The organism is Cedecea neteri (genome assembly GCF_000757825.1).
Taxonomy (GTDB): domain Bacteria; phylum Pseudomonadota; class Gammaproteobacteria; order Enterobacterales; family Enterobacteriaceae; genus Cedecea; species Cedecea selenatireducens.
Window position 1 is genome coordinate 1,959,218 of sequence record NZ_CP009451.1, and the last position, 25,437, is coordinate 1,984,654.

A 25,437-nucleotide genomic window follows, 5' to 3' on the forward strand; every position below is an offset into this window, starting at 1 on the left:
ATGCCCGTCATTCAGCGAGCAATGCGTTCATCCCAGTCGCGGGTAAAGACCGTCTCTTCGTTGTGTTTAACCGTCATTTTTCCGCTAACGATAAAATGCGTCAGGTCGCTGCGCATCTCCAGCACAATATCCATATCCGTCCACCAGCCTTCTCGCCCAATTTTCATATTCTGAGTCAGCAGATAATGCGCCGAGAGCGGGTCAGCATTCTGCACGGTCAGCTGACGCCGAAGGCTATGATCGACGGTCGTATTGATATCGTCAAAACGGTACACGCCCTCGCCAAACACGCCGCCCACGCCCTCGGTAATGCTCTGCCAGCTATCGCTCACCGCGTCATAGCGCAGCTCGCGTTCGACTCGCCCAGGGGACAGGATCGTAAGAGGCGTATTTGCCGCAGTTTCCGGCTGAGGATTAGGCCCGGCTATCGGCTTCACTTCCCGGCAAACCGGCAATTGCAGCCGGGCGCTCGCCAGGTCAACGCTAAGCGTTGCATTTTCGGCCATCGGCCAGACCATCGGCCAGAACGTGGTCGCCAGAGAAACACGCAGCCGATGCCCTGCGGCAAAGCGCCAGGCTATGCCGTCCAGCTGCACGGTGACGTTGACCTTTTCGCCGGGCACCAGTGCGACGTTCTGCTCCTGCCCCTGCAAATGACTCAGGTTCACCCAACCGTGACTGACGCGGGTCGACGCCCCGTCTGGCGCAACGTCCGACAAGCGGACATACAGCATGGCCGCTGGTTTATCGCTGGCGAGCGTAACGTCAAACTGCGGAAAACCGTAGATCGCCAGACTTTCGTCCAGCGGCGCGCTGTCAAAGCTTTCAGCAAGGCCTTCGTCCATCCGCTGATCGCTCGGGCTTTCCCCCAGCACGCCAGCCCCCATCCACTCCCCGGCAAACAGCCCGTGGTTCTGTACGCTACGGATCTCCTGCCGGTATGCATTTGCCAACGGCGTTGTCATCAGCCGGCCTGGCTGCAAATGCCAGCGCTGAGGTGCGGTCACCGCATCCGTGTCATCCTCAATGGCAATCCACTCCCCGAAGGCCTGCGGACGCTGCGAATCGGGCCGCTGGCTGTCGTTGAGCCACGCCTGAATGCGCGGGCCGTCCAGCACGTCATTGTCGACCTGCTTCAGCCAGCGATCCCACCAACTCACCGCCTCCTGCAGAAAGCCGATAGCCGGAGCAGGTGAACCGTCCTGCGGATAAATATGCGCCCACGGACCGAGAATCGCCTTACGAGGAACGTCGAGATTATCCATCAGGCGGAAGACCGCATTGCTGTAGGAATCCGCCCAGCCGCCCACCGCCATTACAGGGCAGGTAATGGCCTGCCAGTCCTCACCGACCGAGCCGTGTTTCCAGTAATCATCCTTCAACGGATGCTCCATCCACAGTGCCGGGAAGAAAGGCATGTTTTCAAGACGATTGAGCCAGGCCTGATACCAGCCCTCCCCCACCAGCTCCGGATCCTGCGGGCGGCTTTGATAGGCCAGCATAATCCCGCCCCACCACAGGTTATCATTCAGCAGGCAGCCGCCTTTGTAGTGGATATCGTCGTTGTAACGATCGTCCGTCGAGCAAACCGTCATGATGGCTTTTAAGGCCGGAGGGCGACGAGCGGCAAGCTGCAGGCAGTTAAACCCGCCCCAGGATTTGCCCATCATCCCCACGGCGCCGTTGCACCAGGCCTGACGGCTGATCCAGTCGATCACTTCCAGGGCATCCTCCTGCTCCTGCAGCAGATACTCGTCGGCCATCAACCCGTCAGAGTCGCCGCTGCCACGCATGTCCACACGCAGTACCGCGTAACCATTGCCGGCGAAATAGCCATGCATCGGCTCATCACGAGTACGTGTTCCGTCGCGCTTGCGGTAGGGGATGTACTCGAGGATAGCGGGCACCGGCTGCTGCGAGGCCGACAAGGGCAGCCACATACGCGCGGCCAGGCGAGTCCCGTCTTGCAGAACGATCCACAGGTGTTCCGTCACGCTCACGCTGTGGGGAAATTGCGTTATCAGAGTTTTCATGAGGCTCCTGCCATCGCGTTTAACTGACGCTGACCCAGCACCTCGTCCAGCCAGGAGGCGCGCATTTCCGGCACCGAGGTCAGCAGTTTTTCGGTATAGCTGTGCATCGGGGCGCTGAATACCTGCCCGGTCGGCCCCTGTGCCACAACGTTGCCCTGATACATCACGGCAACCTGCTGGGCGATACGTTTTACCGTGCTCAGATCGTGGGTGATGAATAAGTAAGACAGCCCCAGCCGTTCCTGCAGGTTTCGCAGCAGCTTCAGAACCTCTTCTGCCACCAGCGGATCGAGCGCGGAGGTTGCCTCATCGCAGATAATCAGATCTGGCTTTGCGGCCAGCGCTCTCGCAATACATACCCGCTGCTTTTGGCCCCCGGAAAGCGAACCTGGGTAGCGGTCAAGGAGGTAATCAGGGAGTTCGGTCAGCTTCAGCAACTCAAGCACCCGCGCACGAACCTGCTGTTTATCGAGGCCAAAATAAAACGCCACCGGGCGACCAATAGCCTCAAGCACGGTCTGTCTTGGGTTGAGCGCCACGTCGGGCAGCTGATAGATCATTTGAATACGCCGCAGCGTCTCTTTATCACGCTGCTGGTAGCGGTTGGCCAGCGTCTTGTCGGCGAAGGTGACCGTTCCCTTCGTGTCGCTCAGCAGGCCGCACAGGGCGCGAGCCAGCGTACTCTTCCCGCTGCCGGACTCGCCGATAATGGCCATCGTTTCCCCTTTGGCAATACTCAGAGAGACGTTGTGCACGACGGCCTTACCGTTGTACCCGGTTGAGAGATTTTCCAGCGCAAGGAGCCGCCCTTCAGGTTTACTTCCGGCGTGAACCGGCGTCAGGGCATGAGCACGTTCCGACACCAGCCGCTGGGTGTAGCTTTCGGCAGGATTTTGCAGAATATCGGCGGTGCTGCCGCTTTCCACTTCGCTTCCCTGCCGCAGGACCATGATGCGGTCGGCAATTTGGGCCACGACCGCCAGATCGTGGGTGATGTACAGCGCGGCGGTATTAAATTCTCTGACCAGCTTACGCAGCATCACCAGCACCTCGATTTGGGTGGTGACGTCCAGCGCGGTGGTAGGTTCATCCAGCACCAGAATATCCGGCCTGCAGGACATCGCCATCGCCGCCATCGCGCGCTGGAGCTGGCCGCCAGAGAGCTGATGCGGATAACGCTGGCCGATCGTTTCAGGTTCGGGGAGATCCAGCGCTTTAAACAGCGTCACGGCCCAGGCCTGCGCCTCCTCCTGATTCATCAAACCGTGCCGAAGTGGCCCCTCGCAAACCTGCTTGCCGATGGTTAGCGCCGGGTTAAACGCCGCGGCGGCGCTCTGCGCAACATAGGCCACGCGTTTACCGCGAAACTCCCGTTTCTCTTTGCTGGAAAGCGCCACAATGTTTTGCCCGGCAACCAGCACTTCACCGCCCGCAATACGGCAACCCGGCCTGGCGTAGCCCAAAGCGGCCAGGCCAATGGTCGATTTACCTGCGCCGGACTCACCAATGAGTCCCAGCACTTCACCGGGCATCAGGCTTAGAGAGATACCTTTCACCAGCGGCAGCCCCTGCTCGGTCTCAATGCGTAAATCGCGCATCTGTAAGATCGGTTGTGTCATCCCTCTTCTCCCAGCGAAAGGTTATTACGCACCAGCAGCCAGTCGACCACCAGGTTGACGCCAATCGTCAGCAGGGCAATGGCCGCGGCAGGGTAAAGCGGAGCAAACTGACCAAAATTGATGGCCTGAGCGTTGTCGCGCACCATACTGCCCCAGTCCGCCCACGGCGGCTGAATACCCAGCCCAAGGAAGCTCAGCCCGGCAATAAACAGGAAGGTAAAACAAAAGCGCATACCAAACTCTGCCAGCAGCGGCGGCATGGCGTTAGGCAGAAACTCTTTGCGCACAATCCACCACAGCCCTTCTCCACGCAGGCGTGCCGCCTCCACGTACTCGAGACAAACAATCCCCTGTGCGACAAGCCTGGCAAGGCGGAAAACACGGGTCGCATCTAATAGCGCAATAGTCCCGACCAGGACGGGAATAGACGTTCCCAGCACGGACAGCACGATCAGCGCCAAAATCAGGACCGGAATCGACATCAGCGTATCAACGATGCGGGTGAGCACGACGTCCACCCAGCGCCCGTAAATAGCGGCGGTAAACCCGGTAATAATGCCCACAACAAACGAGATAGCGGTGATCGCCAGCGCGATGGCAATGGTAGTTCTGGCACCGAACAGAATGCGCGAAAGCATGTCCCGCCCGAGGCTATCAGTGCCGAACGGCATCGAACTGGACGGCAGCATCCAGATGTCACCCACCTGCGCCGTTTCGCTGTGTGGCGCCAGCCAGGGAGCAAAAAGCGCGGCAATCAAATTGATGGCAATGATGGCCAGGCCCAATATTGCCGACAGCGGCACCGTGCGAATTTTAATATTTTTCATAGACTACCTCGCATGTCGCAGGCGTGGGTTGCACCAGATAGCCAGCAGGTCCGCCGCCGTATTCAGCAGGATATAGGTCCCGCCAAACAGCAGCCCGCAGGCCTGTACTACCGGCAGGTCACGCTTCGTTACCGCATCCACCATCAGTTGCCCAATGCCCGGGTAGACGAAGACCACCTCGACCAGAATGACGCCCACCACCAGGTACGCCAGGTTAAAAGCAATGACGTTGATGATCGGCGCCAGCGCGTTCGGCAGCGCGTGGCTGAGCACGATCCGCCAGCGGGAAAGCCCTTTTAGCAGCGCCGTTTCGATATAGCTGCTGGACATCACCGCGCCAACCGAGGCACGCGTCATGCGCAGCATATGCGCCAGGACCACCAGCACCAGCGTCAGCATCGGCAACGTGCAGGCATAGAGCCGCTCAAGGAGGCTGGCATCAGGGTCGACCAGCGCGAGGCTCGGAAACCAGGCCAGACGAATGGCAAAGAAGATTACCAGCAGGTAGCCCACGAAAAACTCCGGCACCGAAATGCTCATCAGCGTCAGCGTATTCGCCAGGCGGTCGAACCAGGAGCCACGCCATACCGCCGAGGCAATGCCCAGCACCACCGCTAACGGAATCGCTATCAGCGCGGCATAAACGGCAAGGAACAGCGTGTTCGCCAGGCGAGGCAGCAGCTCGGCACCGATAGGCTGGTTATTGGCAAGCGAAGTGCCCAGGTCACCGTGCAGCACACCGGACAGCCAGTGCAGGTAGCGGTAAACCGCAGGCTGATCGAGGCCCAGCTGTAGGCGCAGCGCGGCGATGGTTTCCGGCGTGCCGTTCTGGCCCAGGATGGCGCTCGCCACGTCGCCGGGCAGTAACTCGGTACCGACGAAGATCAGCCCCGAAACCAGCCACAGCGTCAGCACGCCCAGCAATAAACGATGAAGGATCTGTTTTTTCATTACGACTCCAGCCAGACGCGTTCAGCCAGGCGGCCACCCATGAAGTTGAACAGCGGGTGAGGTTTTACGCCGCCGACTTTCTTGCTGGTGGCATCCAGGTAGTCACCAAACAGCGGGATCATTGCGCCACCGTCATCACGGGCAATGCTTTGCAGCTCGCCATAAATTTCCGCACGTTTTTGCTCGTCCAGCAGCGAACGTGCCTGAATGAGCAGGCTGTCGAACTTGTCGTTTTTCCAGTGGGTGTCGTTCCATTTCGCCGTGGACTGCCAGGCGGTGGAAAACATCTGATCCGCGGTTGGGCGCCCGCCCCAGTAGCCCATGCTAAACGGTGCTTTCATCCAGACGTCATCCCAGTAGCTGTCCGCCGGCTGACGTTTGATACTGACCTGGATCCCCGCCGCGGCGGCTTCGCCCTGGAACAGCGCGGCGGCGTCCAGCGCCCCGGCAAAAGCCGCATCCGATGAGGACAGCTCGAGCGGCAGCGCGCTAAGCCCCGCTTTTTTCAGGAAGAACTTCGCCTTATCAGGATCGTAGGCACGCTGCTCCAGGCTCTTGTTGAAGAAGCGATCGGTTTTCGGGATCGGATGATCGTTGCCGAGCGTGCCGTAACCCCGAAGGACGGTAGCCAGTAATTTTTCACGATCGATACCGTATTTAATCGCCGTACGCACATCGTTGTTGTTAAACGGGGCTACCCGGCAGTCCATCAGGAAGGTGAAATGCTGCCCCCCGGCCGCGCGCACAATGTTCAGCGCCGGACTGCGCTTCAGGAAATCGACGGTTTTAAAGTCAACGCGGTTGATGGCGTGTACCTGGCCCGAGATAAGGGCATTGGTGCGCGCGGTCGCATCGTTGATAACCAACACTTCAACGGCATCCACAAACGCGCGGTTTGGCTTCCAGTAATTAGGGTTGCGCTTGAAGTAGGAGCGCACGCCCGGCTGATACTGGTCAAAGACGAAGCCGCCGGTGCCAATCGGGTGCTTCCAGTCGGTAAATCCGTCCGGGACCACGACCAGATGGTAGTCCGCCAACAGAAACGGTAAATCGGCGTTGCCGCTGTCCAGGGTTAAGGTAATTTCGTTCTCGCCGCTCTTTTTCAGCTCTTTGATGGCCGCCAGCTGAGTTTTGATCGCGCTACGCGACTGGTCGCCACGGTGCAGGTTGATCGAGTAGAGAATATCTTCGACGGTGAGGGTTTTACCGTTGTGGAAGGTCACGCCCTGGCGCACTTTAAACGTCCATTCCTGCGCGCCCGGCTTCGCCTCCCAGCTTTCCAGCAGCTCCGGCGTGGCCTGGTTAGTTTCATCAATTTCTACCAGACCGTTCATCAGCATGTAGGCCTGATTGAGCGGCACCCAGTCGCTAAAGAGCGTAGGATCGAGAGAATCGCTGGTATTGCCTCCCGACATTCCCAGCTTGAGCACGCCGCCTTTTTTAGGCGTGGCCTCGGCGGCAAAACCCGCCAGCGGCGAAAGCGATAACGCGCTGCCCATCCCAATCAGCGCCGCCGTGTTGATAAATGAACGGCGGCTCATGTTCACGCCTTGCAGGTATTTTTTCACGTCTGAACGATCGTCTTTCATTTATTTTTCTCCGTTATTATTTGTTTGTCTGACCACCGGCCAGATGCCATAGCACATCTATTTATGATTTATATCAAAACCGCTAAACACTGATGCATGAGTTTTTCGTATCAGACTATGAAAAAAACGCGCAGCAGAGCCGCAGCAAAAAAGATAATTTCCCGATCACGGAGTCACACCAGGAAAGAAAATGTGGAACTGCATACCCTTGTAGGCTTAATTGGCGTCTTTTGTTACCTGCTGGCCTACGCACTGGTTCAGATGCGAAGGCTATCAATAGATTCAAATGGTTATGCTTGTCTTAACATCGCGGGGTGCGTGGGCGGGCTGTATTCACTGAGCCATGACTTTAATTTGGCGTCGGTCATATCACAGTCGATGTGGTTGGTCTTCACGCTGGTAGGTATGCATACTTCTTATCGCCGCCGGGGGGAGTTAAAAAATAAAATACCGCCTCTGGATCTGGACACCATAAATAAACCAAAGGATTAAGATGTTTTAAATGTTTCTTTTTCTCGCCTTTATATAACAAAAGGTTATGGCTAAAGGAACGGTTAAATAATTTATTGATCGCGGCAATAATAAAATAATCATCTTATATGATTAACGTCTGTTTTCTGCTTATTCCGCCGAAGGCTGTCGCTGCAACCAGTTCATGACATGGCGAACAATCGGCTTCATATAGCGATCCTGAGGGATAAGCAGGAAACATTTACTGGCGGCCGCCAGCTTTCCAGGGTGCGCCGCAACAAGCTCGCCTCTATTAAGATAATCCTGCACCAGACCTTCCCAGCCGAGTAATATCCCGTCTCCTCGCACCGCAGTCTCAACCAAAAACGGATAGTTATTGGCGCGCCAGGTCTGACGCGGCACAAAGCTCAGGACACTCTGCGAAGCAAACCAGTCGCTCCAGCCGGTCCACTCTCGCTGCGGATCGTCCTGAATCAGCAGCGTGTGCTGCAGCAGCGCTTCTGCGGGAGCGCCAGGCCCGATGCGTGACAGAAACGCCGGAGAGCACATCGGGTAGCAGACCTCGTCGAAAATCGGCGTGGCATGAAACCCCACCGGAACATCCCGAAGGTAAAAAATAGCCAGATCAAATTCCGATGAACGCAGTTCGGAGAAGTTGTCGGTGATTTTCATGCGAACCTGCAAATCCGGCAGCTCACGATGCAGCGCCGAAAGGCGCGACGACAGCCAAAGCGAACTCATGGCGCTGGTGCAGGCGATGGTCACCTGCGGCAACCCCGTCCAGCCCATCACTTCCGCCGTAGCATGTGACAATGCCGCCAGCTGTTGCCGCACGTGAGTGGCATATGCTTCACCCCTCGGCGTGAGCAATACGCGCCGCTGAGTACGGGTAAAAAGCTTACAGCCCAGCATTTCCTCCAGCTGCAGGATCTGGCGGCTGGTCGCGCTTTGCGTCAGGTTTAACTCTTCCGCAGCACGAGAAATATTGCCGTAGCGGGCAACGCATTCGAAGGCGATAAGGGTATTGAGGGGCGGTAGCGGCTCAATCTGCATCAATGAAGCCTTAAAAGGCAACGGAACGGTCTCAACACACTAATAAGGAAGGCAGGGGCTGACAAGCCTGATGCATCAGAAATACATCAGGCTTCTCATGAAGGTATCGCGGGGGCACATAGGTTGTGCGTGGGTGCAGCGGATTATTTACCCCACGGAATAATCGGCACCGCGCTGATAGCGTTCTTCGGCGAGCCTTCTACCACCCGGTCAGAGTAGGCAAGGTAGGCCAGAGCGTTACGTTTGGCGTCATAGAAACGAACAACCTGCAGCTTTTTAAACACCAATGAGGTCCGTTTCTGGAACACCACGTCGCCCTCCGCTTTGCCGGCTTTAATTTTGTCGCTCAGCTCAACCGGCCCAACCTGCTGGCAGGAGATTGCCGCATCAGAAGTATCTTCGGCTAAGCCAAGGCCGCCTTTGATACCGCCGGTTTTAGCGCGGCTGATATAGCAGGTCACGTTCTTCACATCGGGATCGTCAAAAGCTTCCACAACGATCTTGTGATCGGGGCCAAAGACCTTAAACACCGTATCGACCGAACCAATCTGCTCTGCGCTCGCACCAAAGCTGGCGGCCAGAATCGCACTGCAAAGTGCTAAAGCTTTATATTTCATATTGTTACCATTTTTCAAAGATCACCCTGCGGGACTATTCAACAATTGGATGAAAAATCGTTGAATATCACATTATTAGCAAAACCTGCCTCCACAATCGGCAAATTTGGCACAACTTGTTAAAAAAAAACGGTGAATGCATAAAGTACAAAAATGCTATCATCCGCTACCTTAGTAAACAGGCATTCGCTTGTATGGATGAGGATATTTTATGGATCAGGCTGGGATCATTCGCGATCTTCTTAGCTGGCTGGAGGGCCACCTCGATCAGCCTCTCGCCCTTGATAATGTGGCGGCAAAGGCAGGTTATTCCAAGTGGCATTTACAACGGATGTTTAAAGAGGTTACCGGGCACGCTATTGGTGCCTATATTCGCGCCCGCCGACTCTCCAAATCTGCCGTTGCCCTGCGCCTGACTGCGCGCCCTATTCTGGACATTGCGCTTCAGTACCGCTTTGACTCGCAGCAAACATTTACTCGCGCGTTTAAAAAACAGTTCGCCCAAACGCCCGCGCTTTATCGACGTTCTCCTGACTGGAGCGCTTTTGGTATGCGCCCGCCGCTGCGTCTCGGTGAATTTACGCTGCCGCACGCCCATTTCATTACTCTGCCGGAAACGCATCTGGTTGGGGTAACGCAAAGCTACAGCTGCACGCTGGAACAAATCTCCGACTTCCGTAATGAGATGCGCATCCAGTTCTGGACACAGTTCCTGGGCAACTCACCGACGATTCCGCGAGTGCTGTACGGCCTGCATGAACCTCGTCCAAGCTCGGAAAAAGACGACGAGCAGGAAGTCTTCTACACCACGGCGCTCACCCCGGAGCTGGCCAATGGCTTCCTGCCGGATTCTCATCCGGTAATGCTGGAAGGCGGTGATTATGTGCAGTTCAACTACGAAGGGCTGGGCACCGGGCTGCAGGACTTTATCCTGACGGTGTACGGCACCTGCATGCCGTCGCTAAACCTGACTCGCCGTAAGGGCCAGGACATCGAACGTTTCTATCCTCAAGATGAAACGCGGGATCAGGATGTGCCGATGCATATCCGCTGTGAATACCTGATCCCGGTACGCCGTTAACGCTGTATTTCATCCAGAGCAGGGGCATCAAGATGCGAGATGTCTCCTGCTGTCTCAACGACCCATCCAGAAGCCAGCCACGGGCTGTGCTGATAATCCACGCGGGATATTGAGCAGTTGCGCAGACGCAGGCGACGTTCAGCCCACGCAGGCAACCCCAGAATCGTGCTAACCAGCCCACCCAGCGCCATGCCGTGACTCACCAGCAGTGGGCGGCTTCCGGCCGGCAGTTCCCGGCAGGCATTCAGCGCTTCGTGCATACGGTTGCTCAGCTCCAGCATGCTTTCGCCTTCAGGGATACGCCCGTCAGGCGTGCCGTCCACCAGGCGACGGCGCCAGCTCTCTTCCTCTTCGGTCAGCGAGTCCATTTTACGACGTTCAAGCACGCCCATGTTTAGCTCGCGCAGGCGGGCATCGAAGATAATCTCGCAGCCGCAGGCTTCGGCGATGATCTCTGCGGTGCGGCGAGTACGGCCTAAATCGCTGCTGATGATGTGGGTGATGCCAAGGGCCCTGGCCCGCTCGGCCACTTGCCAGGCCTGGCGTTCTCCGTTATCAGTCAGCGCGCTGTCTGACTGCCCCTGAATGCGGCGCTCCGCATTCCACTGCGTTTCGCCATGACGAACAAGGTATACCTGTAACATGCGTTTTTTCCGTTATACTCCGGTCACGAAATATCGAGAGTTCTGACTTATTATGAACCATGTCGTTGCTGCAACAACCAATCCCGCCAAAATTCAGGCGATTCTGCAGGCGTTTAGCGAGATTTATGGTGAAGGATCCTGCCATATTGAGCCCGTGGTCGTCGATAGTGGCGTGCCGGAGCAGCCCAACGGCTGTCAGGAAACGCGAACTGGCGCACGGTGCCGGGTAGCAAATGCCCGGGAGATCAGACCAGATGCCGACTTTTGGGTCGCCATTGAGGCCGGAATCGACGAAGGTAGCACCTTCAGTTGGGTGGTGATTGAGAACCGTCAGCAGCGCGGTGAAGCCCGTTCCGCTACCCTGCCATTGCCGGAAATTATTCTGCAGAAAGTCAGCGCCGGAAACGCCCTGGGGCCGGTGATGTCTGACTATACGGGCATTGATAAGATTGGACGTAAAGAGGGAGCGATTGGAGTGTTCACCGCCGGAAAGCTCACGCGTAGCAGCGTTTATCATCAGGCGGTGATTTTGGCGTTAAGCCCGTTTCATAACGAGATTTACCGCCGGTAGCGTATTTAGCGAGTTGGCTTTCCGCCCTGCAGCAGCTCTTTTTCAAGCCATTCACGCAGCTCGGTCGGCGCGGCCTTCAGGCTGTTGGAGCCGCGGGTAATGGTTGCAATACCCGCGCCCAGTTCGTTCTTCAGTTCACGCTGGCTAAGCTCGCCGCGCAGTAACTCTTCGATTATCCGAACTCGCGTTCCTAACGCCGTACGCTCGTCCGGCGTTAACAGCAGCGTCAGCAGCGGCATATGAAGGTCCTGCCCAAAAGCTTGCTGCAACAGCCCCACAAAGCGGAGCCACTCTTTATTACTTTGCTCGGCCTGTTCCGCCGAATATTGAGAGAGCTGAGTCATGTCAGGCCACCATACTCTTTAACTAGTACGGCAGCATAACATACTCTCCGCCCAATCAATAACGCCGCTGCCACTCGCTGTCGGACAGAATTTTGTCAGGTTGCCCCATGAAGTAGCGGTAATAAGCGTCATAAGCCAGCACGTTTTTCACATAGCCACGCGTTTCGGAAAACGGAATACTTTCCACAAACGCGATGGCATCAATCCGCCCTGCGCTGTTGCCGAGCCACGTCCGCACTCGTCCCGGCCCGGCGTTGTAGGCGGCGGAAGCGAAAATACGGTTGTTCTCAAACTGCTGGAACACGTACTGCAGGTAGCTGGTGCCGATATTGATGTTGGTGTCAGGATCCAGAAGCTGCACCGGGCTGCTGTAGCCAGGGATACTGAACATCTTCACGGTATGGGTGGCGGTACCCGGCATGATTTGCATCAGGCCGCTGGCTCCTACCGGAGAACGCACCTTCGGGTTCCAGGCACTTTCCTGACGGGCAATCGCCATCGCATAGCTTTGTGGCACGGTTTTGCCGCTCACGTAGCGGGCAAAGGTGCCTTTATAGGCCAGCGGGAAGCGCTCTTCCAGGTTATCCCACAGCTTGCCGGCAATGGTTGCCTGCACGCTAAGATCCCACCAGTCCTGCTCAAAGGCGTAGCGCGCCAGCCCACCCTGCTCCTGCTTGCTGCGGCTGGTGACCAGGTTTGCCCATTCGCTGCGTGCGGTATTGTCCATATTCCAGTACATCAGCTCACGGACTCGCGCCATTTCAGGCCCCTGCACCAGAGCGGGGTTAACGGGTTCGGCTTTATCCACACGCAGGGGATATTCTTCCCCCAGCCGCTGTGCGGCCACCATCGGGTAGAAACCGCGCTGCTGCATCAGAGATCGCAGGATCCCTTTGGCTTCATCATCACGCCCGCGTTCCAGCAGCAAATCGGCCTGCCAGTAGCGCCATTCGTCTTTCTCTTTGGCTTCCATCGGCAGACGCGCAAGCCAGGTATTCAGGCCTGAACGGTCACCGGCGCCCAGAGCCATACGCACTCGTCTCTCAATCAACGATGTAGACTGGGAACGCATAATCGCGTCATCCCGCCAGCGGGCCTGCTCATCCGTCACGTCGCTGCCCATCAACCGCCAGGCAACAACGTCACGCAATTCCTGCGCCTGCTCCTCGGTAAGCTTCTGCGCCTGTACTAAAGACGGGATCATCAGCCGGGCATTTTCCACGTCCTGGCGGGCTACGCTCGCGAAGGCGATAGCCGCAGCCTGCCGCGTAAAGTCCGTCGCGCCCACCGTATTGGCGAATGTCAGCACCGTACTCGGGTTATTTTGCAGGCTTATCAACGCGCTGAAGATAGTCTGGTAGTCAGCGGGCATCTGGTTCGCCAGCGCGTTCACCAGCGAGGTGTTGCCCTCTTTCATCGCCAGACGGATGCGCTCCAGGTAAGCCAGCGGATCCTGAGTGCCGGAAGCACGCCATGCGGAAAACAGCGCGTCACAGCTCGACGGCTGGCTTTTTCCCGTTAGCCAGAGATCTTTCGCGCCGGCCCAGGCGGCGTCTGTCTGCCCGGTGTTCCACTTGGCAAAATAGTAATTACATTTTGCTTCATTGGTTGCAGGCGGCTCTGGGCTGAAGGCCAGCAGACCGCGCCAGTCCTGGCGCCTTGCCAGCTCGTTAACAAAGCGGGAGCTTAAGTTTCGCGCCGGAGGCAGCGTTGGGTTAGCCTGAATAAACTGAGTCACCGCCACGGTCGGCTCGTTCATCAGGTCGTCGGTTAGCTGACGGTATTCGAGATAAGGATAAAGAGGATAGGTTTGCAAAGTGGGCATCAGCTGCTGCACCACGTCCATTTGCTTGTTATCCCAGGCCTGTTTAATTTGCGCGTAGCGGCTGCGTTGCTCATCCAGAGAATCCGCACGTACCGCGCCGTTTAACATCACCAGGCTAACGCCCGCGGCAAGCAACTGCCATGCGACTTGTTTGGCTTTTAACACACCTTCTCCTCACTGTTTTCCTGACGGCATCATGCCTGCGCTGCAATAAGCGAATGAATTCATGCTAACCAGGGGAGACACAATACGCCATGTCCGAAAGGTATATTTTGGTCATTAAACGTATAAAGACGCCATGCGCGGCAGAACCACGATGCCCCGCTGGGATTAGACCGGGAAAACCGCTACACTTCGCCTTTGTTATGTACCATCTTACATCACGATAAAAGAGGCAAAGTCGCACTGTGGCTCAATTCGTTTATACCATGCATCGTGTCGGCAAAGTTGTCCCGCCGAAACGACATATTCTGAAAAATATTTCGCTCAGCTTCTTCCCTGGCGCCAAAATCGGCGTGCTGGGTCTGAACGGTGCCGGTAAATCCACCCTGCTGCGCATCATGGCCGGCATCGATACCGATATCGAAGGTGAAGCCCGTCCTCAGCCTGGCCTCAAGATTGGCTACCTGCCGCAGGAACCTAAGCTGAACCCGGAACACACCGTACGTGAGTCCGTAGAAGAAGCCGTTTCCGAAGTGGTTAACGCGCTGAAAGGCCTGGACGAAGTCTATGCCAAATACGCCGAGCCGGACGCGGACTTCGACAAGCTGGCCGCGCAGCAGGGCAAATATGAAGAAATTATCCAGGCGCACGACGGTCATAACCTGAACGTGCAGCTGGAGCGCGCCGCCGATGCCCTGCGCCTGCCAGACTGGGATGCAAAAATTGAGAAGCTGTCCGGGGGTGAACGCCGCCGCGTTGCGCTGTGCCGCCTGCTGCTCGAAAAACCAGACATGCTGCTGCTCGACGAACCAACCAACCACCTGGATGCAGAATCCGTGGCGTGGCTGGAACGCTTCCTGCACGACTTCGAAGGGACCGTTGTGGCGATCACCCACGACCGTTACTTCCTCGACAACGTCGCCGGCTGGATCCTGGAGCTTGACCGTGGGGAAGGTATTCCATGGGAAGGTAACTACTCCTCCTGGCTGGAGCAGAAAGATCAACGTCTGGCGCAGGAAGCCTCAACGGAAGCCGCTCGCCGTAAATCTATTGAGAAAGAGCTGGAGTGGGTTCGTCAGGGCGCTAAAGGCCGTCAGTCTAAGGGCAAGGCCCGTCTGGCACGCTTCGAAGAGCTGAACAACACCGAATACCAGAAACGTAACGAAACCAACGAACTGTTTATTCCACCTGGCGCACGCCTGGGGGATAAAGTGGTGGAAGTTAGCAACCTGCGTAAATCCTACGGCGACCGCCTGCTGATTGACGACCTGAGCTTCTCCGTACCGAAAGGCGCTATCGTCGGCATCATCGGTCCGAACGGCGCGGGTAAATCCACCCTGTTCCGCATGATGTCCGGTCAGGAACAGCCTGACAGCGGCTCTATTACCCTGGGTGATACCGTGAAGCTGGCCTCCGTGGACCAGTTCCGTGACGCCATGGATAACAGCAAAACCGTGTGGGAAGAAGTCTCTGGCGGCCAGGATATTATGCGTATCGGTAACACCGAGATGCCAAGCCGTGCCTACGTCGGCCGCTTTAACTTCAAAGGCGTCGACCAGGGCAAACGCGTTGGCGAGCTATCCGGCGGTGAGCGCGGTCGTCTGCACCTGGCGAAACTGCTGCAGGTTGGCGGCAACGTTCTGCTGCTCGATGAACCAACCAACGACCTGGATATCGAAACCCTGCGCGCGCTGGAAAACGCCCTGCTGGAGTTCCCGGGCTGCGCAATGGTTATCTCGCACGACCGTTGGTTCCTTGACCGTATCGCCACCCACATTCTGGACTACCAGGATGAAGGTAAAGTGGAGTTCTTCGAAGGTAACTTCACCGAATACGAAGAGTACAAGAAGCGTACCCTCGGCTCCGATGCCCTGGAGCCAAAACGCATCAAGTACAAGCGCGTTACTAAGTAAATGTAAAAGGCACCTTCACGGTGCCTTTTTTATGGCTAGCCCCCGATCCATGGGGGATGTTTATTAGTTACAAATACCCACGATTATGCCAAGCCCGACTGAGGTTCCGTTCACTTCCAGTCCTGTTTCATATGTCACCCCCGAACCGGTGAACGACTCGGGGAAATCACCGTCATTTCCCCGAGACCCCGGACTCCCAGCCAAATAAATCGACCGCTAAAGCGGCAGACCTCCGTTTTATCTCCCAGTCCTGGGTCGGCTGAGATGCGTTCCCGACGCTCTCAGCCTCCGCCCGTTCCCGACGTCCGGACCCTGGCCAGTCGGAGAGAAAACGGAGGCGATTTAAGCCGGAACCGAGCCTCGCTTCTTATTTTTACCCTCACCCTGGAAGGGAGAGGGAATCAATAATGTACCCCATAGTCTGTTTTCCCCCTCGCCCCTTTGGGGAGAGGGCTGGGGTGAGGGGAAGATTTGTTCCCGGTTCTCATAGCCGGTGAGTTTACCGCTCCAGCGGCGATGAGCTTGCCGGGCGCCGGGGCTGTTCGGGGGATGGCGAGATCCCCCGGACACGTTCACCGTGCGCTGAAAGTGCAGGGGAAACAAATGTACGAGTGAACGGAATCAGAACCACTCCTACATAACCACAGGAATTCGAGACTAATCTACCGCCCCAAACGAGAGCACAAAACTGAGGGCTCAAAGCCCATTCTTTATCGCTGCTCGCCCATCATCTCTTTCACCAGATCCACGCAGCGCAGGAAGCGTGAGTCATAGTCAGACTCTTCAACGTGAATAAAGTCGATGTTGTTCTCCTGGAGCATATCCACCAGCAGGTTCTGGAACGATTTTCTGTCTACGTCGCTGCCGAGGCTGCGTAAACCGTCCGCCACCCACGGCGTATTGTTTTCCAGCAGGATAACCAGATCGAAGCGGTATTCGTCGATCAGCGCCTGCACAAACGGGTGCTCGCGCCCCTCATACTTCTTGCAGAAGGCCTGAGTGGTAACAAAATCGGTGTCGATAAACGCCACTTTATTGGCGTATTTCACCGCAAAATCGACGTACTGCGCGTGGCCGATGGCAATTTTGTCGTAGTCGGAATACTGCAGGGCCATTTCGTCCCCACCAAGGTGAGAGAAGACGTAGTCGCGGCCGTATTCCCAGGCGCTGGTGGTGTTGAAGATATTGGCGAGTTTATTCACCATCCATGACTTACCGCTCGACTCGCCGCCCAGTATCGCCACGGTGCGCACGAAGAACGGTTTTACCTCAGTAGGAATGTATTCCCAGTAGCGGAACGGGTTTTCGCGGATTTGCGTTCCGCTAATGTTCATAAAAGTGCGCTTAGGATCGACAACCACCGTTTCGATCCCGAGATGCTCGGTAAACTTTGCCGCATCCCCTTCTTCCGAGGTATAGATTCGATCAGGGGAAATCCCCTTGCTGTCCATAAACGCCTTGATACCTCGGCTCCAGACGTCCCATCCGTGTGGATAAGGCTCCATCCCCTCCTCGTTAAAGGAGTGAATGCGAATATTCTTCTGGTACTTAAAGGTTTGCAGCAGCCAGCGCAGACGATCGCCGGTAGTTGGCTGCTGGGACATCGCGCTATCGTCAAACAGGGCGCGGTCGCGGGGCTCATCGTAGCCCATGATGATATGCAGCTCGTCCACCTGGCTACAGGCGCGCTGGATTAAGTAGATATGCCCGGTATGCAGGGGATAAAACTTGCCGAACACCACGCCGACTTTCTTTTCGCGGCGCGGGAATTCCAGCCCCAGGAAGCGGTGCAGCGCTTCCAGTTTCTGCGCGCTGGGGCTTTTGATTTTCGCGTTCAGTAACTGGCTCAGGTAGCCTTTAGTCATGCCGCTGGCATCCGCCACCTGCTGCAAGGTACACCCCTGCTGACGAATAGCCGTTTTAATATAGTCGAATGACGACACGCGCTGCCTCCTGCCGGAGCGGGAACGATTCCCGCAAGTTACTCAATTATAAGTCGTCGAATACAGAAAGCGCATCAGCAAGTTTTTTCACGCCGAAGACCAGCATCCCTTCAGGAATTTTTTTCGGTACGTTGGCCTGCGGCACAATCGCACGCTTAAAGCCGTGTTTTGCCGCTTCGGAAATGCGTTCCTGGCCGCTGGGTACCGGGCGGATTTCGCCGGCCAGCCCGACTTCGCCAAACACCACTAAATCCTGCGGCAAGGCTCTGTCCCGTAAGCTGGAAACCATCGCCAGCAGCAGCGCCAGATCGGCGCTGGTTTCGGTAACTTTTACGCCACCGACCACGTTCACGAACACGTCCTGGTCGGCCATTTGCAGGCCACCGTGACGGTGCAGCACGGCCAGCAAAATCGCCAGACGGTTTTGCTCCAGGCCCACGGCCACGCGGCGAGGGTTGGACATCATCGACTGATCCACCAGCGCCTGAATCTCTACCAGCAGCGGGCGAGTTCCTTCCCAGACCACCATCACCGAGCTGCCCGGCGTCACTTCATCGCCGCGGCTCAGGAAGATGGCTGACGGGTTGCTCACTTCACGCAGCCCCTGCTCGGTCATCGCGAACACGCCCAATTCATTCACCGCGCCAAAGCGGTTTTTATGACTACGCAGAGTACGGAAGCGAGAATCGGCATCGCCGTCGAGCATTACCGAGCAGTCGATACAGTGCTCGAGAACCTTTGGCCCCGCCAGGGAGCCATCTTTGGTCACGTGCCCGACCATCACGATAGCCACACCTTTCGTCTTCGCAAAGCGCGTCAGGTAGGCTGCGGTTTCACGCACCTGGGCCACGCTGCCCGGCGAAGACTGCACGTCCGCCATATGCATCACCTGGATCGAGTCGATCACCATCAGCTTCGGCTGTTCTTCATCGGCGATCGCACAGATCTGTTCGATGCTGGTTTCCGACAGCATATTGAGATTTTGCGTCGGCAGACCCAGGCGGTGCGCACGCATCGCCACCTGCTGGAGTGACTCCTCGCCGGTGACGTACAGGGTTTTCATTTGCTCGCTCAGCTTGCAAAGCGTCTGCAGCAGCAGCGTCGATTTCCCCGCACCTGGGTTGCCGCCGATTAAGATAGCGCTTCCCGGCACCACGCCGCCGCCCAGCACGCGGTCAAATTCTTTAAAACCGGTGGAAAAACGCGGCAGCTCTTCAAGGCTGATGTCTGAAAGCTTTTGAACACGGTTGACGCCCGCGCTCCCGGCGTAGCCGGAAAGACGCTCGTTGCGGGCAACCTGAGGAGAAGCGGCGATGCGCACTTCGGTAATGGTATTCCACGCGTGACAGGCGCTGCACTGCCCCTGCCAGCGCGGGTAATCCGCACCACACTCGTTACAAACAAATGCGCGTTTTGGAGCTTTCGCCACCTTTATACCTCTTGTTAGCGTTCTTCCTGAATCAGGCTGCCGGAAAGGATGCAGAACACGCCCATCAGATCCGCGTGGCGGATGCTGACTTCGCTCTTCTCATTCACCTTCGGCTTAGCGTGATAGGCAATGCCCAGGCCTGCGGCATGGATCATCGGTAAGTCATTGGCCCCGTCGCCAACCGCTACGGTCTGCGCGGCGGGAATTTCATATTTTTCGGCCAGCCGCTTCAGGGTTACCGCTTTAAATTTAGCGTCCACAATCTGCCCCAGCACTTCGCCGGTCAGCTTGCCGTCGCAAATTTCAAGTTCGTTGGCAACCACCGTCGTCAGGTTCAGCGTATCGCGCAGGTATTCCGCAAAGAAGGTGAACCCGCCGGAAGCAATCGCCACTTTCCAGCCCAGGATATCCAGGTTTTGCACCAGAGATTTCAGCCCCGGCATCAGCGGCAGTTCATCACGAACCTGGCGCAGAATATTGGCATCGGCACCTTTGAGGGTCGCCACGCGCTGGCGCAGGCTGGCGGTAAAGTCCAGCTCGCCGCGCATTGCGCGTTCGGTGACTTCGGCCACCATTTCACCCGTTCCCGCCAGTTTGGCAATCTCGTCGATGCACTCGATCTGAATGGCGGTAGAGTCCATGTCCATGACCAGCAGGCCAGGCGTTTTTAAATGCGGGATTTTGCCCAGTGGCGCAACGTCGAGCCCGGCCTCATGCGCAAGTTTGGTCGCGCGCGGCGTTAAAGAGCCTGCCAGGCGAATAACCTGGTAATCTTCCACGCACCAGGCGGTCACAATCACCATCGCCGCGCCCAGCTTACGCTGGTATTTGTTCAGGCACTGCTTGTCCAGATTACGTCCGTACAGGAGCCAGCCGCTGCGGCCGGCGCGGTAGTCCAGCGGCATCACTTCGTCACCGCTCAGGGAAAGCGGCAACCCAGGCCAAAGTGAAACATCGTTAGGCAAATCGCACCAGGTCAAACTGTTTGGCATTGCGGCTCCAGAATCAAGTAAACATACCCTTGCGCCGTCGGAATCCGGGAAAATGGCAGAAAGGTATCCGGGTAAAAACAACGCATGAGGCTACCTTGTCCGCCTTGCTTCTGGCAACATTAAAGTACGCAATTTTCCAAAGGTGCATCATGGTTCGGGTAAAATTTAAATTTCGGCTCCACCGCGCAGTGATTGTGCTGTCCTGCCTCGCACTTTTAGTCGCGCTGATGCAGGGTGCCTCCTGGTTTAGCCGGGGCAGCCAGCAGGCGCGAAACGTTCAGATGGAAGAGCTGGCCCGCACCCTCTCCCGCCAGGTAGCGTTTAATCTGGTGCCGGTCATGAAAACCGAAAACCCTGATGAAAAACGCATCTCGACCGTGCTCAACCTGCTGACCAGGGATAGCCGCGTGCTTGATGCCGCCGTGTATGACAGCGAAGGCGATCAAATTGCGCGTGCGGGGGAAAATATCGAGGTTCGCGACCGCCTGGCGCTGGATGGCCAAAAAGCCGGTAGCTACTTCAACCAGCAAATCGTCGAACCTATCGCGGATAAAAGCGGCCCCATCGGCTACCTGCGAATTACGCTGGATACGCATACTCTCGCCACCGAAGCCAAGCAGGTGGACAACACCACTAATATTCTGCGCCTGATGCTGCTGCTCGCGGTCGCGATCGGCATCGTTCTCACCCGCACGCTGCTGCACGGCAAGCGCACCCGCTGGCAGCAATCACCGTTCCTGCTGACCGCCAATAAGAAGGTAACGGAGGAAGACGAGTCTAAGTAAAGCTCCCGCGGTAAATGCTCGGTGATGGCGTCATGCTAAGATGGCGCCATTCTTCTGGGAAAAGGATCTTTGCTATGTCGACTTTGCGTTTGCTTATATCTGACTCTTACGACCCGTGGTTTAACCTGGCCGTTGAAGAGACAATTTTTCGGCAGATGCCCGCCACTCAGCGGGTTCTGTTCCTGTGGCGTAATGCGGACACGGTGGTTATTGGCCGCGCCCAAAACCCCTGGAAAGAGTGTAATACCGGGCGAATGGAGCAGGACAACGTTCGGCTGGCAAGACGCAGCAGCGGCGGCGGTGCGGTGTTCCACGACCTCGGCAATACCTGCTTCACTTTTATGGCCGGCAAGCCGGAATACGACAAGAGTATTTCCACGTCTATCGTGTTGAGCGCGCTGGAAAGCCTTGGCCTGAATGCCACCGCTTCCGGGCGTAACGATCTTGAGGTCGAAACCACTGAGGGAACGCGTAAAATTTCCGGATCGGCCTACCGCGAAACCATGGATCGCGGCTTCCACCACGGTACCCTGCTGCTGAATGCCGACCTTAGCCGCCTGGCAAACTACCTCAATCCCGATCCGAAAAAACTGCAGGCTAAGGGCATTACCTCGGTGAGAGGCCGCGTCGCAAACCTCAGCGATATCAAGCCGGGACTGACCCACGAGCAGATAGCCGAGGCGATAACGGAGGCTTTCTTCGCCCACTATGGCGAACGCGTTGAAGCAGAGCATATCTCCCCCGAAGCGCTGCCTGACCTGCCGGGTTTTGCCGATACTTTTGCCCGCCAGAGCAGCTGGGAATGGAACTTTGGCCAGGCGCCAGCCTTTACGCATCTGCTGGATAACCGCTTTAGCTGGGGCGGCGTCGAACTCCATTTTGACGTTGAGAAAGGGCATATCACCCGCGCCCAGGTGTTCACCGATAGCCTTAATCCTGCCCCGCTTGAAGCGCTGGCAGCCCGGCTAAAAGGCTGCCTGTATCGCAGTATTTTACTGCAGCAGGAGTGCGAAACACTGATCTACAGCTTCCCGGAACAGGAAGCCGAACTGAAAGAGCTTTCGGCGTGGATTGCCCAGGCGGTTCGTTAAGCGAGACGTTTAAGCCGCCCGCTTAACTGGCCTACTTGCCCGGCCATTCCTGCCGCTATTTGCCGGAATGGCTCGCTTATTTTCAAATTAAGGCTTAGCTCACGCCAGTAACGCTGTGCCCACGGCTGCATCTCCAGCCATATTTCGCCGGGAACTTCGGCATCAATATTAATTTCAATGCCGCCCTCCCGCATATTGCCCGAACTGCCCGGCGCCCAGGCCATAGGCAGCATATCGTAGACCGGCGTTAGCTCGAGCGGAAGGTCGGACAAAAAGAAGGAGAGATTCCCGGCATGCATATCGCTGTTACCTGTCAGCCGGCCAAAAGCCCAAATTCGCTGCACCTGCCGAAGCGTGGCGGCCTCAACCATACCCTCTTCTTTTAGACGTGCGACGGCCTTAGGCCAGCTAAGTACGCCCGCGGCATATTCACTTTGCACGCTTTCAAGAGACACGATGCTACGTCGTCCGAAAGCACCGGCACAGTCAAAGCGTTCAACCTCAAGGAAAACCTGCCCGCTTTCAGCCGAGAGCAGGTCACACCGGGCGGCAGGAATACCCATTTGATTTAATAGCGCTAAAGCACTGCACTCGGAGGTCAGTAAATCTACCCAGCGGCGCTGGTTATCGTTTCGTATGGGCGAGGTGAACTTGACGATGACATGCCGTGGCCCGCAAAGCGTTTCACTGTAGCAGGAGAATTTGGGCTGCTCTCCTCCGGCAGATGAACCTACAATTTCGCCGTCTATTGCCCGGTGAGCAAGCTCAGCGTAAGCCTCAAGGCGCTCATCGAGAGCAATAGGCTTGAGACCGACTATTTGTGTCCAGCGGCGGTAGCTCTCTTCGCCGACCAGCCATCCGCCCAGGTTTTCCAGCCGCTGCGCAGAGAGGGCAAAAAGCACGTCTTCTTCCCGCCACAGCCGGATATCCTCGGGCAGATCGCTATTTTTAGCCAGCTCGCGTCCCCAGGCTCGCCCCAAAAAACCCTGCGGGCGGAGATCGTTGAGATACCACGGCAAACCATCAAACCATCGGCTATCCCCGTTGTTACGCACAACCAGGCAGCTTCCCCTCGGCCACACAGGATAAAGCACGCCAAAGTCCCACGCTTTACCGACGTCATCAATCTGCCACAGCTGAAATTCCCGATGCTGCCTTACCGGATGCCTCAGTCCATAAAGCGTCGCTCGGGCCTGGCCAAACTTTATGACGTCCGGCTCAAGTAAAACCCGGCGAGAGAAGGTCGCCTGACTGATACCCAGCCGTTGGGCCAGCGCCCTGCCAGGAAGTGGACCGGTAAGAAGGAGGTCGGTTAGCTCGCTCATATGAATAGATTCATGAATAGATACTTGAATTGATTTATAGCCAAAATACCCAGTCTGGTAAAGGCTATTCGCTAAAGATGAGAAATAAAATGAATAGATACCAGACATAAAAAAGGCGCCCTCAGGCGCCTTTAAAACGAGAAGAAAAACTTACTCTTTGTCGCCCAGCAGGACGGATTCCAGAGCAATTTTGATCATGTCGTTGAAGGTGGTCTGACGCTCAGCGGCGGTGGTCTGCTCGTGAGTACGGATGTGGTCAGACACGGTACAGATGGTCAGCGCTTTAGCACCGAACTCCGCGGCAACGCCGTAGATTCCGGCCGCTTCCATTTCCACGCCCAGGATACCGTATTTTTCCATCACGTCGAACATGGACGGATCTGGCGTGTAGAACAGGTCTGCAGAGAAGATGTTGCCCACGCGAGCGTCAACGCCCAGCGCTTTAGCCGCGTCAACCGCGTTACGAACCATATCGAAGTCCGCGATAGCCGCAAAGTCGTGATCCTTGAAGCGCAGACGGTTTACTTTGGAGTCAGTACACGCGCCCATGCCGATAACCACGTCGCGCAGCTTAACGTCTGCACGTACCGCGCCGCAGGAGCCTACGCGAATGATTTTCTTCACGCCGAAGTCGGTGATCAGCTCTTTAGCGTAGATAGAGCAGGATGGAATGCCCATGCCGTGGCCCATCACGGAGATCTTACGGCCTTTGTAAGTCCCGGTGAAACCGAGCATGCCGCGCACGTTGTTCACTTCACGCACGTCTTCCAGGAAGGTTTCCGCGATGTGCTTAGCGCGCAGCGGGTCACCCGGCATCAGTACTACGTCAGCGAAATCGCCCATTTCCGCATTAATGTGTGGCGTAGCCATTGTGTATTCCTTGATTTAAAAAGTTAGCAATCAGGCGGGCAAACGCCCGCCCAAAGGGATCACAGCATGTTTTTGCCGTAGTCCATGTCGGAAAGACCGAAGTACTTCGCTACCGTCTGGCCGATGTCCGCGAAGGTTTCGCGATGCCCCAGAGAACCGGCTTTCACTTTCGGGCCGTAGATCAGCACCGGAATGTGTTCGCGAGTGTGGTCGGTACCTTGCCAGGTCGGGTCACAGCCGTGGTCCGCGGTGAGGATCAGAATATCGTCCTCTTTCAGCAGCGACATCAGCTCTGGCAAACGACGATCGAACAGCTCAAGGCCGCCCGCGTAGCCTGCCACATCGCGACGGTGGCCCCAGGAGGAGTCGAAGTCAACGAAGTTGGTGAAAACGATAGTCTCGTCACCGGCTTCTTTCATCTCTTTGATGGTCGCGTCAAACAGCGCGTCCAGGCCGGTTGCCTTCACTTTTTTGGTGATACCGCAGTTGGCGTAGATGTCCGCAATTTTACCCACGGAAACCACCTGGCCCTGCTTCTCATCAACCAATTTCTGCAGCACGGTTGCGGCAGGCGGCTCAACGGCTAAATCGTGACGGTTGCCGGTACGCTGGAAGTTGCCAGCTTTATCGCCAACAAACGGACGAGCGATAACGCGGCCAATGTTGTAGCCGCCTTCGGTCAGCTCTTCACGCGCGATTTCGCATAGCTCATAAAGCTTATCCAGGCCGTAGGTTTCTTCGTGGCAGGCAATCTGGAACACGGAGTCAGCGGAGGTGTAGAAAATCGGTTTCCCGGTTTTCATGTGCTCTTCGCCCAGTTCGTCCAGAATCACGGTCCCGGAAGAGTGGCAGTTACCGAGGTAGCCCGGCAGATTGGCACGCTTGACCAGTTTGTCCAGCAGCTCCTGCGGGAAGCTGTTTTCGTGGTCGCTGAAGTAGCCCCAGTCAAACAGCACCGGCACGCCGGCGATTTCCCAGTGGCCAGACGGGGTGTCTTTGCCGGAGGAAAGCTCATGTGCCCAGGCGTACGCACCGATAACTTCTGCGTTAGGGTCCATGCCTGCGGCAACTTTCCCGGTAGAGCCCTCGTGGGCTTTAACCAGGCCAAGACGAGTCAGGTTAGGCAGGGTCAGAGGCCCTTTACGGCCTTTGTCAGCTTCGCCTTTGGCGCAAGCTTCCGCGATGTGACCGAAAGTATCAGAGCCGACATCTCCGAAGCGCTCAGCGTCTTCGGTAGCACCGATGCCGAACGAGTCCAGCACCATAATAAACGCACGTTTCATATTATTCTCCGTACCTTGT

Annotated in this window: 22 protein-coding genes; 6 read left to right on the forward strand and 16 right to left on the reverse strand. The window is 56.7% G+C overall.

From position 1 onward, the window contains the following. Positions 1-11: 11 nt before the first annotated feature. The 5 genes from JT31_RS08925 to JT31_RS08945 are packed head-to-tail and all read right to left on the reverse strand — an operon-like array spanning position 12 to position 7,019. Positions 12-2,033 (reverse strand): CocE/NonD family hydrolase, encoded by a 2,022-nt coding sequence (locus JT31_RS08925; RefSeq protein ID WP_038475720.1) that lies wholly within the window; start codon positions 2,031-2,033, stop codon positions 12-14. Beyond that, on the reverse strand, positions 2,030-3,652 hold the full coding sequence (locus tag JT31_RS08930; protein ID WP_038475722.1) for an ABC transporter ATP-binding protein: 1,623 nt from the start codon (positions 3,650-3,652) through the stop codon (positions 2,030-2,032). Before JT31_RS08930 ends, JT31_RS08925 begins: the two co-directional genes overlap by 4 nt. Then, entirely contained in the window at positions 3,649-4,479 is an 831-nt protein-coding gene (locus JT31_RS08935) for an ABC transporter permease (protein ID WP_038475725.1), read from the reverse strand. Before JT31_RS08935 ends, JT31_RS08930 begins: the two co-directional genes overlap by 4 nt. A 3-nt stretch (positions 4,480-4,482) precedes the next feature. Beyond that, complete coding sequence (locus tag JT31_RS08940) at positions 4,483-5,430, reverse strand: ABC transporter permease (RefSeq protein ID WP_038475728.1); 948 nt, start codon at positions 5,428-5,430, stop codon at positions 4,483-4,485. Next, the gene (locus JT31_RS08945; RefSeq protein ID WP_038475731.1) at positions 5,430-7,019 is read right to left on the reverse strand and encodes an ABC transporter substrate-binding protein; all 1,590 of its coding nucleotides are present in this window, start codon (positions 7,017-7,019) and stop codon (positions 5,430-5,432) included. The genes JT31_RS08940 and JT31_RS08945 overlap by 1 nt, the downstream gene beginning before the upstream one ends. 192 nt (positions 7,020-7,211) lie before the next feature. Between JT31_RS08945 and JT31_RS08950 the strand changes: the two genes are divergently transcribed. After that, positions 7,212-7,511, forward strand: coding sequence for a CBU_0592 family membrane protein (locus JT31_RS08950; RefSeq protein WP_038475734.1), 300 nt, complete (start codon positions 7,212-7,214; stop codon positions 7,509-7,511). Positions 7,512-7,640: 129 nt separating this feature from the next. On the opposite strand, the gene JT31_RS08955 is transcribed toward JT31_RS08950, so the two are convergent. Together JT31_RS08955 and creA are read right to left on the reverse strand one after the other, a co-directional pair. Beyond that, positions 7,641-8,543: a LysR substrate-binding domain-containing protein gene (locus JT31_RS08955; protein WP_038475737.1), complete on the reverse strand. Its 903-nt coding sequence runs from the start codon at positions 8,541-8,543 to the stop codon at positions 7,641-7,643. A gap of 143 nt (positions 8,544-8,686) precedes the next feature. Then, positions 8,687-9,160 (reverse strand): protein CreA, encoded by a 474-nt coding sequence (gene creA, locus JT31_RS08960; RefSeq protein ID WP_038475740.1) that lies wholly within the window; start codon positions 9,158-9,160, stop codon positions 8,687-8,689. Between the two features lie 211 nt (positions 9,161-9,371). On the opposite strand from creA, the gene robA reads away from it, so the two are divergent. Beyond that, positions 9,372-10,241, forward strand: coding sequence for an MDR efflux pump AcrAB transcriptional activator RobA (gene robA / locus JT31_RS08965; RefSeq protein ID WP_038475742.1), 870 nt, complete (start codon positions 9,372-9,374; stop codon positions 10,239-10,241). On the opposite strand, the gene gpmB is transcribed toward robA, so the two are convergent. Continuing rightward, on the reverse strand, positions 10,238-10,885 hold the full coding sequence (gpmB, locus tag JT31_RS08970; RefSeq protein WP_038475745.1) for a 2,3-diphosphoglycerate-dependent phosphoglycerate mutase GpmB: 648 nt from the start codon (positions 10,883-10,885) through the stop codon (positions 10,238-10,240). The two genes, robA and gpmB, sit on opposite strands and share 4 nt — an antisense overlap. A 52-nt stretch (positions 10,886-10,937) precedes the next feature. Here gpmB and yjjX point away from each other — a divergent pair, with 52 nt between their 5' ends. Continuing rightward, entirely contained in the window at positions 10,938-11,456 is a 519-nt protein-coding gene (gene yjjX / locus JT31_RS08975; RefSeq protein WP_038475748.1) for an inosine/xanthosine triphosphatase, read from the forward strand. A 5-nt stretch (positions 11,457-11,461) separates the two neighbouring features. Here yjjX and trpR read toward each other — a convergent pair whose 3' ends face one another. Together trpR and sltY are read right to left on the reverse strand one after the other, a co-directional pair. Next, positions 11,462-11,800, reverse strand: coding sequence for a trp operon repressor (gene trpR / locus JT31_RS08980; protein WP_038475749.1), 339 nt, complete (start codon positions 11,798-11,800; stop codon positions 11,462-11,464). Between the two features lie 55 nt (positions 11,801-11,855). Further along, positions 11,856-13,790: a murein transglycosylase gene (gene sltY / locus JT31_RS08985; RefSeq protein ID WP_038475750.1), complete on the reverse strand. Its 1,935-nt coding sequence runs from the start codon at positions 13,788-13,790 to the stop codon at positions 11,856-11,858. Positions 13,791-14,032: 242 nt separating this feature from the next. Between sltY and ettA the strand changes: the two genes are divergently transcribed. Continuing rightward, positions 14,033-15,700 carry an energy-dependent translational throttle protein EttA gene (gene ettA, locus JT31_RS08990; RefSeq protein WP_038475753.1) on the forward strand — a complete coding sequence of 556 codons (1,668 nt, stop codon included), beginning with the start codon at positions 14,033-14,035 and terminating at the stop codon, positions 15,698-15,700. A gap of 710 nt (positions 15,701-16,410) precedes the next feature. Here ettA and nadR read toward each other — a convergent pair. The 3 genes from nadR to serB are packed head-to-tail and all read right to left on the reverse strand — an operon-like array spanning position 16,411 to position 20,064. Further along, complete coding sequence (gene nadR / locus JT31_RS08995) at positions 16,411-17,643, reverse strand: multifunctional transcriptional regulator/nicotinamide-nucleotide adenylyltransferase/ribosylnicotinamide kinase NadR (protein WP_038475755.1); 1,233 nt, start codon at positions 17,641-17,643, stop codon at positions 16,411-16,413. 46 nt (positions 17,644-17,689) lie between these two features. Next, positions 17,690-19,072, reverse strand: a complete 1,383-nt coding sequence (gene radA / locus JT31_RS09000; protein ID WP_038475758.1) for a DNA repair protein RadA — start codon at positions 19,070-19,072, stop codon at positions 17,690-17,692. A 14-nt stretch (positions 19,073-19,086) separates the two neighbouring features. Next, positions 19,087-20,064, reverse strand: coding sequence for a phosphoserine phosphatase (gene serB / locus JT31_RS09005; protein ID WP_038475761.1), 978 nt, complete (start codon positions 20,062-20,064; stop codon positions 19,087-19,089). A gap of 149 nt (positions 20,065-20,213) precedes the next feature. Between serB and JT31_RS09010 the strand changes: the two genes are divergently transcribed. Continuing rightward, a complete protein-coding gene (locus JT31_RS09010; RefSeq protein WP_038475764.1) occupies positions 20,214-20,849 on the forward strand; it encodes a YtjB family periplasmic protein in 636 nt (211 codons plus the stop codon). Between the two features lie 74 nt (positions 20,850-20,923). Next, positions 20,924-21,940 (forward strand): lipoate--protein ligase LplA, encoded by a 1,017-nt coding sequence (gene lplA, locus JT31_RS09015; RefSeq protein WP_038475768.1) that lies wholly within the window; start codon positions 20,924-20,926, stop codon positions 21,938-21,940. On the opposite strand, the gene yjjJ is transcribed toward lplA, so the two are convergent. The 3 genes from yjjJ to deoB all read right to left on the reverse strand — a co-directional run bounded on the left by yjjJ (position 21,937) and on the right by deoB (position 25,418). After that, a complete protein-coding gene (gene yjjJ / locus JT31_RS09020) occupies positions 21,937-23,265 on the reverse strand; it encodes a type II toxin-antitoxin system HipA family toxin YjjJ (RefSeq protein ID WP_038475772.1) in 1,329 nt (442 codons plus the stop codon). The two genes, lplA and yjjJ, sit on opposite strands and share 4 nt — an antisense overlap. A 150-nt stretch (positions 23,266-23,415) precedes the next feature. Further along, the gene (deoD, locus tag JT31_RS09025) at positions 23,416-24,135 is read right to left on the reverse strand and encodes a purine-nucleoside phosphorylase (RefSeq protein ID WP_008460099.1); all 720 of its coding nucleotides are present in this window, start codon (positions 24,133-24,135) and stop codon (positions 23,416-23,418) included. A 59-nt stretch (positions 24,136-24,194) separates the two neighbouring features. Continuing rightward, positions 24,195-25,418 (reverse strand): phosphopentomutase, encoded by a 1,224-nt coding sequence (gene deoB, locus JT31_RS09030; protein ID WP_038475778.1) that lies wholly within the window; start codon positions 25,416-25,418, stop codon positions 24,195-24,197. Positions 25,419-25,437: the final 19 nt, after the last annotated feature.